General features: G+C 50.3%; 8 protein-coding genes. 6 read left to right on the forward strand and 2 right to left on the reverse strand.

The annotated features are described in order from the left end of the window. Positions 1-141 precede the first annotated feature (141 nt). Positions 142-1,599 (reverse strand): alpha-amylase family glycosyl hydrolase, encoded by a 1,458-nt coding sequence (locus tag N836_RS55755; RefSeq protein ID WP_023073547.1) that lies wholly within the window; start codon positions 1,597-1,599, stop codon positions 142-144. A gap of 313 nt (positions 1,600-1,912) precedes the next feature. Between N836_RS55755 and N836_RS55760 the strand changes: the two genes are divergently transcribed. After that, on the forward strand, positions 1,913-3,991 hold the full coding sequence (locus N836_RS55760; RefSeq protein ID WP_023073548.1) for a serine/threonine-protein kinase: 2,079 nt from the start codon (positions 1,913-1,915) through the stop codon (positions 3,989-3,991). Between the two features lie 122 nt (positions 3,992-4,113). Beyond that, on the forward strand, positions 4,114-4,932 hold the full coding sequence (locus N836_RS55765; protein ID WP_031293051.1) for an alpha/beta hydrolase: 819 nt from the start codon (positions 4,114-4,116) through the stop codon (positions 4,930-4,932). Between the two features lie 89 nt (positions 4,933-5,021). Here N836_RS55765 and larB read toward each other — a convergent pair whose 3' ends face one another. Next, complete coding sequence (larB, locus tag N836_RS55770) at positions 5,022-5,801, reverse strand: nickel pincer cofactor biosynthesis protein LarB (protein ID WP_023073550.1); 780 nt, start codon at positions 5,799-5,801, stop codon at positions 5,022-5,024. A gap of 104 nt (positions 5,802-5,905) precedes the next feature. Here larB and N836_RS55775 point away from each other — a divergent pair, with 104 nt between their 5' ends. From N836_RS55775 to N836_RS77595, 4 genes are all read left to right on the forward strand, one after another. Beyond that, positions 5,906-7,174, forward strand: a complete 1,269-nt coding sequence (locus N836_RS55775) for a lipid-A-disaccharide synthase (protein WP_023073551.1) — start codon at positions 5,906-5,908, stop codon at positions 7,172-7,174. A 105-nt stretch (positions 7,175-7,279) separates the two neighbouring features. Further along, entirely contained in the window at positions 7,280-9,340 is a 2,061-nt protein-coding gene (locus N836_RS55780; protein WP_023073552.1) for a prolyl oligopeptidase family serine peptidase, read from the forward strand. Between the two features lie 50 nt (positions 9,341-9,390). Then, on the forward strand, positions 9,391-10,341 hold the full coding sequence (glsA, locus tag N836_RS55785) for a glutaminase A (protein ID WP_023073553.1): 951 nt from the start codon (positions 9,391-9,393) through the stop codon (positions 10,339-10,341). Between the two features lie 889 nt (positions 10,342-11,230). Beyond that, on the forward strand, positions 11,231-12,376 hold the full coding sequence (locus N836_RS77595) for a transposase (RefSeq protein ID WP_152532018.1): 1,146 nt from the start codon (positions 11,231-11,233) through the stop codon (positions 12,374-12,376). Positions 12,377-12,396: the final 20 nt, after the last annotated feature.

The following is a 12,396-nucleotide window of genomic DNA, read 5'->3' on the forward strand; positions in this document are numbered from 1 at the left end:
ACATGGTTAAATCACGTGGGTGGTTCAGGATACCACACTACTCAGGTTGGCTCAGTACTCCGATGTGAGATATTTCTCAATGGTATGCCAAGACTTTCTGATGATTTTTATTTTTATTTTTAGTGTTCTCAGGCACTGGGATTAAGTCGCCATCCACATACGAGCAGTTCGTCCAGGAACTGTAAACGTAAACGAAGGACTGTTAATCTTGATCGGCGCTTCGTTTGTCAGGATATCTTGATATAGATGAAACCACTTAAACTTAAATCGAGTGTCCACAGTAATCTTCCGAGGTTCTCCACATTTGTTGATGGCTACAATGCCAGTCTCGGCTCGTCGCCACAGCAGACTGCACTCATCGGCATGTAGTACTTCCATGGGGAGACCTTGCATCTGGTTGTGAAATTGGATCATATGAGTCATGCGATCGCGATTCCACACCCCTTGCCAGCGGCCATTATCAATCTGACCAAAGGGGGGCTGAGCCGTTGTGCCATCATCAAACACCATGGGCGTTCCACCATCACGACCCATGATGTAGGCATAAGCCAAGTCTTCATCCGTCGGATCTAATATTAGATAGCGAAACGGATCGTTGTAAGGAATATCATGGGTGACGACAACCGTAACCGCACGAGTGTTTTCTAAGGCATTACCCATACTGTAGGGTTGGGCAATGTCAGACAGTGGCTGCCCGAGGCTAAAAGCCTGTCTAATCGCATTTAGCAATGGAAAATCATAGGCTTCAAAAGCAGCTGGTAATTCCCGTAAGTAAGGTTCTAAAAACAGATTGTATTCATGATCGCCAACGCCACCTGTCGTAATAATCTCCGCAAATATCTGGGAATTTTTAGCGATTTTATCGGGAACAAAATATCGGATAGCTCTGTTCGGCATATGCTTAGCAGCATCTAGCCGAAATCCGCGCACTCCTAGATCGTAGAGCGTCTGTACATATTGTCTTCGTTGCTCTAGAACCCAATTCTCTCCTGGCACCGTATCCCTTAAATCAGGTAGGCCTGGATCATCTCCCCCACCACAGATACGTCCCTTGATGACCTGCTGACGATTGCCATAGTCACGAATACAGTTGGCGGGATGAAAATCTTGAGTACTAAACAAGCCGTCATCTAAATCCCCATACAGTCGCTGTCTTTCCCAATATTCAGGATTGTTGGCATACTCTTCAAGAATAGCGCTTCCAGGAAATATGGTTGAAGCATTGCGCTCATTGGCCATATGGTTGACTACAACATCAGCATAGGTACGTACGCCCACCGCTGACAGAGCGTTAATCATGGCGACAAAACTCTCTTTGTCGCCATCACAGTGACTAATTACCCTAAAATCCTGGGGCTGATAGCGCTGATACCAACGACATTCGCGGGTGATCGGTGATTTGAGTGGAGGGGTGACTAACACAGCCCCATAGCCTGCAGCTGCAATAGCAGGGGCACGTTCTGCTACGGTCCCATAACTCCAGTCAAAGGCATGGAGAATGACATTGGCAGGGGCTAGACGATTGGCCGACGCCGATAACAACAGCGTTATCGCCACCACTATGGCGGTCAGGCAAAAAGTGACTAATTTGCGGAACATGGTGGAAATGGGTCGCAACGATCATATAAGACAACTATCCTATAGCACCCTTATTTTGAGGATTGTCATCATGAATAAACTTTCAAGCTTTCTGCGAGGTTTCTGAGGAGCGGATGGTACATTATCTAGAATCGCTCATCCTTATGTGAGGATGGAAAAGGGCGTTTACGTTCCTTGGAGGTCTAGGGAGCTATTGCAGTTTTCTGCTAACGGCGCTCGTTAGCGCTGGTCATTTGGCTAGACGTGTGAGTGCTAAAGGGGCAGGTTGCGATCGCAATCCCTGGATCATTAAGGTCGGTTTTCAGGGTGGCTGATGAGTTTATGCATTAATCCCGATTGTCCCCGGCCCGATCATCCGGGCAATGGCGAGGCCAATAGCTGTCAAGCCTGTGGGACGCCGTTAATTTTGCAAGGGCGCTATCGTGTGATGCGATTGTTAAGTAACCAAACCGGCTTTGGTCTGGTCTACGAAGCTTATGAGCGGGCTCTACCTAAAATTTTGAAGGTACTGCGCAACGAGCATAGCCAGACCCCAAAAATTGTATCGATGTTTCAGCAGGAAGCATCGGCACTGAGCCAGTTAAACCATCCAGGTGTACCGTATATGACCGAGGATGGTTACTTTACAGTGACACCGCCCGCTGCCACCATGCCGCTGCACTGCATCGTCATGGAAAAAATTGATGGCATTAATCTGACGCAATGGATGAAGCAGCAGGGGTCTCATCCTATCCACGAGCAGCAGGCGCTACGATGGCTTACCCAGCTCACCGAAATTCTCAAACAGGTTCATCAGAACCACTATTTTCATCGAGATATCAAACCCGAAAACGTGATGATTCGCACCAGTGGTCAGCTGGCGCTGGTGGATTTTGGGGCCGCGCGGGAGGTCACCCCAACCTACCTCAATCAGGTGAGTAAAGGTGGTATTGTCACGGCGATTAGCTCAGCCGGGTACACCCCCCCCGAACAAGAACAGGGGCAGGCCGTACCCCAATCCGATTTTTATGCCCTGGGCCGCACTCTAATTTATTTACTGACAGCCAAAGCACCCACCGATGCCGAGCTCTATGATCCGCTAGAAAACCAGTTTGAATGGCGCTCCTACGCCCCGCAGATCTCCACTGAACTAGCGGATTTACTCGACAGCATGATTGCCCCTCGGGTGGTGGATCGACCTGCCAGCGCCCAGGCGATTTTGACGCGATTAAAAGAACTATCGGGGCAGTCTGCGCCATCGCGTCCACTGGCACCAACACTGCCTGAAACCACCTTAACTAACAGTACAACCCCTGCAAATGAGGCCACATCCCTACAGCTAGGCATTACCACGCCATCGTGGCAGACCCTGCCGCAGACCATGTTGCCACCCCGGTCACGTCGCCGCTGGCCCTGGATGGTAGCGGCCTTGGTGGGAGTTTTAGCCGTTGGTGCGATCGCAGTTCGATATCAGCTGCTGCCTGCGAAGACCGCCATCCAAGCCGTAGAACCCACCCCGCTCAAAGTCCAACTCCATCGCACGCTGCCTGCCCACACCAGTTCTATCAACGATCTCCTGTTGTTTGCCGATGGTTTGCGACTAGTCAGCGCCAGTGCCGACAAAACCATCCGTGTCTGGGATTTAACCTCTGGCCAGGTGCTGCAAATCTGGAGTAATCAAACCAGCTTTGTGAATACCATCTTGCTGAACCCAGATGAAACCCGGCTCTACAGCGGTAATGCGGATGGCTCATTGCAAGCCTGGGCAGTAGCCAATGGTAGCTTGATCTGGCAGAATAACAGCGCCCACAATGGGCCTGTCAATACAGTCGCTCGCACCCCAGACGGTCAACAGTTGATCAGCGGTGGAGCCGATGGTGCGATCCACATTTGGGAGGCCAGTACCGGCAAAGCAATGGACTTGCTCCTCACCCAGCAGGGAGCTGTCAATAGTTTAGTGGTCACCTCCGATGGTCAGTACATTATTAGTGGCGGCAGCGACAACACCATTAAGGTTTGGCATCTAGCAACCGGTGAACTAAAAGAAACCCTGAAAGGCCACGAAAGCTTTGTCAATGCGCTCACCATTAGTCCAGACGGTCGCTATTTATTTAGCGCCAGCGCTGATGCCACCATTCGTCAATGGCAAATCAAAACCGGTGAGTTGCTTAATACCCTGTCTGGACACACTAGCTATGTCAACGACATGGTCTTTAGTCGCGATGGTCGCCTATTGAGAACAGCGAGCGCAGACCAAACCGTACGTATTTGGAATGTGGAAACGGGGGCAGCCGAACAGGTTTTAACTGGCTTTGACATGTTAATCGACCATATCGTGGTGTCACCATCCGAACACATTGTGGGAGCGAGCCGGACAACACCCGCCATTAAAATCTGGCTGAAAGAGCAGTAGAGTAGGGCTAAATCTCATTTCTAACCATCAGAATTCTTAGTGTCTACTCACACTGTTTACGACGATTGCCCTGATGTGTGGAACGGTGAATTTTATGAACTTGAGTCGCTACCGTGAACTCTATGAATAAGTCGTCACTCAGAAGACTACTCATTGGCGAATTCACTTGGAAACGCCTGGTGCGCTCAGTCCTGTTCATCTACATATTCTTTGCCCTATATGTCTTTTTTCGGGCAGACAGCATGATTTTCCTGCCACCGCCTGCCAGCTATCAAGACACCCCGGACATCCTCAAAATACCCGTCACTGACAACGAGCAGATTTCCGCCCTCTACTTACCTAATCCTGAGGCTACCTTCACCCTGCTCTATATCCATGGCAACGCTGAAGACCTGGGGGATATTCGTCCCAGATTGGCCGATATGTACCGCTGGGGCTTTAGTATATTTGCCTATGACTATCGGGGCTATGGCACCAGCGACGGTAAACCCAGCGAACGCAACGCTTATCAAGATATTAATGCTGCCTACACCTATATCACCCAGCAGCTCAAGGTCTCTAGTAATGAAATCATCGTCTATGGTCGTTCTGTGGGTGGCGGCTCGGCAACGGCCTTGGCCAGTCAACAGCCTGTTGCCGGGCTCATCTTGGAAAGTACTTTTACATCTGCTTTTCAGGTGGTTTTTCCAGTTCCATTGCTGCCCTTTGACAAGTTTCCCAATTTGCAAAGGCTCAAAAATGTACGCTCCCCCGTGCTAGTGATGCATGGTCAAGCCGATGAAATTATTCCGTTTCACCATGGCCGGAAACTTTACGAAGCTGCGCCAGAGCCCAAAGCATTTCTCTGGGTCCCCGCCGCAGGTCACAATGACTTTGCTTGGGTCAGTGGTGACCGTCTACAGCAAGCTGTAGTCTCCTTCCAACAGCTGTTGCTAGAGTAATGCTTGCCGTTAGTCCCTCCCATACTATGCAGCCTATACTGAAGGGACTATCTGCTGAAGTGGGTCAGCCTTGTAAGCTGGAACAATAGTCACGTTGATTGCCCAATTTTCGCCGCTGTTCTAATAATCTGCCCTGCCAACACAGCTGCGCCAAAGCCGTTGTCAATATTCATCACACCAATCCCTGCCGCGCAGGAGTTCAACATTGTCAACAATGCTGACACGCCGCCAAAACTGGCCCCGTAGCCCACGCTTGTCGGCACCGCAACCACCGGACAGTGGGCCAATCCAGCCACAACACTGGGCAGAGCTCCTTCCATGCCGGCAACAACAATCAACACATCAGCACGGTCAATCACAGCCCGATTGTTTAACAATCGGTGGATACCAGCGACTCCGACATCGCACAGCCGAGACACCTGAAATCCAGACAGTTCCAGGACTATGGCAGCTTCTTCTGCCACAGGCAAGTCCGCTGTACCCGCCGTGAGAATAGCAATATTCCCCGGATAAACTAAGGGCACAGTCTCTGGCTGGAGGGCACAGATGCGAGCTGCCTTGTGATATTGGAGGTGTGGTAAAGCTGTCTGCAGCTGGCTGTACACCTCTGGTGTGATCCGAGTGGCCATCACGACTGGATTTTCGGGGGCCATGGCTTGAAAGATTTTGATCAGCTGCTCTACGCTCTTATCCTCACCCCAGATCACCTCTGGAAACCCGGTGCGCAGGGCGCGATGATTATCAATTTTGGCAAAGTCATCAACGGGCTGATAGTTCAAATGTTTGAGCTTATTAAGAGCGGTATCTGGACTAATCTGTCCCTGGGCAACAGCGGTCAACAAATCACGCAATACAGCAGGTTGGGTCACGGTGGCAATAAAAGGGTTGAATTAACGAATCTAGGCTAGCGTTTTTTGACCGAGAGGGACGCGTGATAATGTGACCAGTGCAATGCGATCGCACACGTAATCTGATGGCTGTAGATGTTCTGATTTTGACCAATGGACCGGGAGAGGTAGCGACCTGGGTTAAACCTGTGGTTCAACAGCTCAGAAAGCGCGAGCCGGATCATGAACAAATGCGGATTTCGGTCATGCTGTCCCCCTGTCCCCATGCTTCGGGGGGTGAAACGGATTCGCTCAAATCCTACCCAGAGGTGGACCGTGTCCAAGGGCCAACAGACTTCTTTCGCTTTCTATTGACGGGTAAAACCAAAGCTGACTGGGACTGGCATCATGACGGTGTCGTTGTCTTTCTTGGCGGTGATCAACTTTATGCAGTGTGGGCGGCCAAACGTCTGGGTTATCCCACGGTAATCTATGCCGAATGGGAGCCGCGCTGGCTTAACTGGGTGGATCGCTTTGGCATGATGCAGGGAGATACCACGGGCCAAATTGCAGAAAAGTATCAGCCTAAGCTAACGGTAGTGGGTGATTTGATGGCGGATGTGGAGTCTGCCGATGTGGCCGAGCTACCGTTTACAGCAGAGACTCAGGTGATTGGCCTGCTACCGGGGTCAAAGCCAGATAAGCTCAGACCGGGAGTGCCGTTGTCACTTGCGATCGCACAGACCCTCCATAGCCAATACCCAAACATCCAGTTCATCATCCCCGTTGCCCCCACCGTCACCCTGGCCACCCTGGCTACCTACGCCGACCCCAGCCAAAATGCCACTGTCGCAGTGATGGCAGGTCCGAAGGCCAAACTGATCACCCCGGATAATGGTCTTGCCTACTTCCAAATCAAAGATGGCCCCAAGGTCTGGCTGTGGACTGATTTCCCTGCCCATGGCCTACTCAAACGCTGCCAACTCTGTGTCACCACCGTTGGAGCTAATACGGCACAGCTGGGGTCTCTAGCGGTGCCGATGGTGGTGTTACTGCCTACCCAACAGCTAGATGTAATGCGGACCTGGGATGGTTTGTGGGGGTTGTTATGTCAGTTGCCAGTGGTCGGTTCGCTGCTCACCAAGGTGATTAATACCGTGGCAATTCAATACATCCAGCGTCATCAAAAGCGCTTTGCCTGGCCCAATATTTGGGCTCAGGACGAGGTGGTACCGGAGCTGTTGGGACGGATTACAGCAGAAGAGGTGTGCGATCGCATTTCCACCTATCTCCAATACCCAGAACAACTAGAAACCATGGAACAGAATCTGCGTAATCTGCGCGGTCCATCAGGTGCGGCCAGAGGTTTCGCGCAATTGATTCTGGACACGTTAGACTACCCGATAAAGGATTAGTTGGGTTTCGTTCCTCAACCACAACCTAGGGCAAACGGATTAATTATTCATTCACCGCCCATTTCCCTTCTCCCCCTACCTCCCTCACCCCCTGCTTTTCCCCTTATGCACTGCCAATACCCCCAAACTCGCCGCTGCGACCAAACCGATACTTACCACGGCACTGCCGTCGCCGATCCCTACCGTTGGCTCGAAGACCCCAACTCTGATGAAACCAAGGCTTGGGTTGACTCCCAAAATGAGGTGACATTCGGCTATTTACACGCACTGCCTGCAGTGGAACCGCTCAAACAGCGGCTGACGGAGCTGTGGAACTATGAACGCTATAGTGTGCCGTTTAAGCGGGGTGGGCGCTACTTCTACTACAAGAATGACGGTTTACAAAACCAGGCAGTGCTCTACACCCAGCCATCCCTGGAAGCCGAGCCAGTGGTGCTGCTTGACCCCAATACCCTCTCCGAGGATGGTACCGTTGCCCTGGGCAGTATTGCCGTTAGTGAAGATGGACGCTATCTGGCCTACAGTCTCTCCAGTTCAGGCTCAGACTGGCTGGAGTGGAAAGTACGAGACATTGAGACTGGGCAAGATACCGCTGATCATCTGAGGTGGAGCAAATTCTCAGGGGCAGCCTGGAGTCACGACAATCAGGGCTTCTTCTATAGTCGCTACGACGAACCCTCCGCTGATTCTCAGTTTGAAGAGGTGAACTATTTTCAAAAACTCTTTTACCATCGTCTGGGTACTCCTCAGTCAAAAGATACCTTGATCTATGAACGCCCTGACCAAAAAGAATGGGGGTTTCAGGGGCAGGTGACCAATGATGGTCGTTACCTGATTATTTCAGTGTGGCGAGGCACTGAGCGCAAGAACCTGATTTTTTATAAAGACCTACAAGAGCCCAATAGTGAGGTTGTTGAGCTGCTCAGCGATTTTGAAGCCTCCTATGGCTTAATCGATAATGACGGCACCACATTCTGGTTTCAAACAGATTTAGACGCATCCCGTGGCCGCGTAATCGCCCTTGATTTGAACCAGGGAAATGTGCCTCAAGAGATTATTCCTGAAGCCGAAGAGACTTTAGACTCAGTTAGCCTGCTAAACAACCAGTTTGTGGCCAACTATCTCAAGGATGCCTATACCACCATTCAAATCTTTGACTTAACCGGACAGCCACTCAGAACGGTAGAGCTGCCAGGCATTGGCTCAGCTGGTGGGTTTGATGGCAAAAAGGAAGACACGGAAACGTTCTACCGGTTTTCTAGCTTTACGGTACCCAGCTGCATCTATCGCTACAACATGGAGACTGGAGAACAAAGCCTGTTTCGTGAAGCTGATGTCGCCTTTGACCCCAATCACTACGAAACGCAGCAGGTGTTTTACACCAGCAAGGATGGCACCCGCGTGCCCATGTTTATCACCTATAAAAAGGGACTAGTGCCTAATGGCCAAACCCCAACGCTGCTCTATGGTTATGGCGGATTTAATATCTCTCTCAGCCCTAATTTCTCAGTGAGTAACCTGGTGTGGCTAGAAATGGGGGGCATTTATGCAGTAGCCAACCTGCGCGGTGGAGGAGAGTATGGCGAAACCTGGCACCAGGCAGGCACCAAGCTCAACAAGCAAAATGTTTTTGATGACTTTATTAGCGCTGCTGAGTGGCTGATTGAAAACAACTATACTGCCCCCGAACATTTAGCAATTATGGGTGGTAGTAACGGCGGTCTCTTAGTGGGAGCCTGTATGATTCAGCGACCTGACTTGTTTGCAGCGGTACTCCCAGCAGTAGGTGTTATGGATATGCTGCGGTTTAACCAGTTCACCATTGGCTGGGCCTGGGAAAGTGACTATGGCTCTCCCCAAAACCCTGAAGAATTTGGAGCCCTGTATGCCTACTCTCCTTTGCACAACCTAAAATCAACTAGCTATCCCGCCACGCTGATTACCACCGCCGATCATGATGACCGGGTAGTCCCAGCTCACAGCTTTAAGTTTGCAGCGGCACTGCAGGCAGTTCACCAGGGCGACAACCCGGTACTGATCCGGATTGAAACCAAAGCAGGCCATGGAGCGGGTAAACCAACCGCTAAGATCATTGAAGAAGTGGCGGACAAGTGGGCATTTCTGGCCAAAACCTTAGACCCTGACGGCAAGAGCCTGACCGTTTGACCGGGCCTGATTTCACACTATGATGCTATCGGCTAGGTGGGACATCGACTATGACACAATTACAAATCTTTCTGGAAAAACTTCACCATACCTATGGAATAACGGATGCGGGCCAGGTAGCTGACTATATTCCAGAGCTATCAAAAGCCAATCCAGATTGGTTTGGTATTAGCGTTGTTACCACCGATGGCCAGGTATTTAACATTGGTGATACAGCCAAGAACTTTACGATTCAGTCTATTTCAAAAGTCTTTGCCTATGGCCTGGCTCTAGAGGACCATGGGCGAGAGGTTTTGTTCGAGAAAGTGGGTGTCGAACCCACGGGGGATCCGTTTAACTCAATTATTCGTTTGGATGAGGGTTCTCACCGGCCCTATAACCCGATGATCAATGCGGGGGCTATTGCGACTACCAGCTTGCTCAAGGGCGATGGCCCCACCGATAAGCTCAACCGGCTGCTCAAAATGTTTGAGCATTACACCGGGCACGAAGTCTTTATCGACATGCCCACATTTATATCAGAACGGGCCACCGGCCATCGCAACCGAGCCATGGCCCATCTGATGCTTAATTTTGGCATGATCGATAAAGATATTGATGCAGCCCTGGATCTTTACTTTCAACAGTGTGCTGTTATGGTTAACTGTTGCGACTTAGCCACAATGGCGGCTACCCTAGCGAACCATGGCACCAATCCTATTACCCAGGTGCGAGCCGTTAGTGAGGATTACGTGCGGGATCTCTTGAGTGTGATGTATACCTGCGGTATGTACAACCGGGCGGGAGAATGGGCCTATCGAGTGGGTATACCTGCCAAAAGTGGTGTGTCTGGCGGCATTTTAGCGGTCGTGCCAGGTAAGGCGGGCATCGCTACGTTCTCGCCACCAATCGACGACAATGGCAACAGCGTGCGCGGGTTGCGGGTGTTTGAAGCCCTATCTAAACAATACAACCTACATATGTTTGACCTATCCATGGGTCGCTGTATTTTTTGCATCTGAAATCAACTGAGGGCTCAATTACAGCTACTCTATTCCGCTCACAATCCTGCTGCAAATATCTACTAAAGCTAACAGATGATAGTTGATTGAAGAATACATGCTGCTTTACTTTAGTTAAGCTTACAACACTGAACAGTAAGAAGTTTTTGTTGCTTTGCAGAAGCGCTCTATAAAAAAGAACATTCCATCGATCAGAGAGCAAATCATCGTTACATTCCGTCCAGCCTTTAATTGAAACCTATACAAAACGCTTCAAAATCGAGGTCGCTTTTCGGACCTTAGTTCATCTCCTAGGTGGGTTTGCCTATCGGTTCTGACTAAAAGCATTCGACAAAATTACCGACTGGCCTGACTCGATGTATCTGCTCGACTATGACACTGATATCCAGCCTCAAATTCTTAGCGAAGTTGAGGCTTTTGAACGCTTTGTCAACCTCAATGCTATCGCTTTAGGGTTGCTGTAAGTGCTCGCTCTCGAAATGCCGACTCATATTTGGTGATACTTTTCTGGCTGGTTTCGTACCCTACCCAAGCATGGCTATCCCAGTGAACGCATTGTTCGAATGACTCTTCAAGACCAGCAAGAGATCGTTTTATCCAAGAGTAGGCCTGCTCTACTGTTGGATAAATTATTGGCTGGTAAAATAGGGCAGGCCAAAACCTCCAAGACACCTTCGTTGGCAGCGTAGGAAGACAACAAAAAGGCAACACTAACTTGTTGCTCAATAGATCCTGATTGACTGACAAAAGATACTGTCTCTAGTGTTGAAGTGACCGTCAGTTCTGGATTGTAGAAAATTGAAAAGGAAGTGGGAGTCCAGCACTCTAGAATTAGATACCACTCAAATTATAGAAACGCTGTGAAAAAAACTCCCGTCTCTACGATGCCTTGAAAGCCTGGCTAGGTCAAGGCGAAAACTGGGTACATCTCACTCATTTAACGACATGTCTATGGATGGTCGTTGCGCTGATTCATACCGGTGAAGTGAACCTAACGAAGTGGGCCAAGTATATTCCCTGCCGAGGGCAGTACGCGCAAAGTCGCCAACGTCGTATACGTCGCTGGCTCGGGAATCCACGCATCAATGTACATCGGTTGTACAAGCCAATCATTCAAGCTGCGTTGGCGAATTGGGAAGACGAGTGTCTGTATGTGAGCTTAGACACCACCCAGTTTTGGGATGAGTACTGTCTGATTCGGTTAGCCGTGGTTCACCGAGGACGCGCCCTCCCGTTGTCTTGGCGTGTGCTCAGGCATTCGAGTGCAACCGTTGCCTTCAGCGAGTATCACGAGATGTTAATGCATGCGGCTCGATACCTGCCGAAGGCCGTGAAGGTTGTTCTGCTGGCGGACCGAGGATGTATTCACACTGATGCAATGGAAGCCTTGGGCCAATTGGGTTGGCACTATCGCATTCGACTCAAGAGCAACACGTGGTTATGGCGCTCTACCGGAGGCTGGATACAAGCGACCTCAGTGCATCTGGCAGCTGGTGACGTGCGCTGTTTCCACACGGTTAAACTGCACAAGCGACAGTGGTATGGTCCAGTCCATGTCATCGTCGGTCGCAATCCTCTCAATGGCGAACTCTGGGTCGTTGTCAGTGATGAACCCACTACGCTCAAAACATTGCAGGAGTATGGCTTTCGCTTCGATATCGAGGAACTTTTCAAGGATGAGCAGTCCAGCGGTTGGAATTTGCAAAAGTCCGAGATTCGTTCGGTTTGTGACCTCTCACGTTTATGTTTCATCTTAGCGCTCGCGACACTTTACGTGACCGCGCAGGGCGTTGCTGTCGTTGAGTCAGGCAAGCGGAGATGGGTTGATACTCATTGGTTTCGCGGCAATAGTTATTTTCGTATTGGTCTCGATTGGATTCATGCGGCCTTACTCGATGGCTGGCAGCTAGTGAATCGTGTTTTATTCTCGTCTAACATCGACCCTGACCCGGCGATGGCCTCTCGCTGGCAGCATGAAAAACGCTCCTTTCAGTTTGAATTTCAGGTCTTTACTACTCTGTTCAATCCTGACTAAACTTTTGTCAGTCAATCAGC

Origin of the sequence: Leptolyngbya sp. Heron Island J (assembly GCF_000482245.1) — a bacterium.
In the GTDB taxonomy this organism is placed as follows: domain Bacteria; phylum Cyanobacteriota; class Cyanobacteriia; order Phormidesmidales; family Phormidesmidaceae; genus Leptothoe.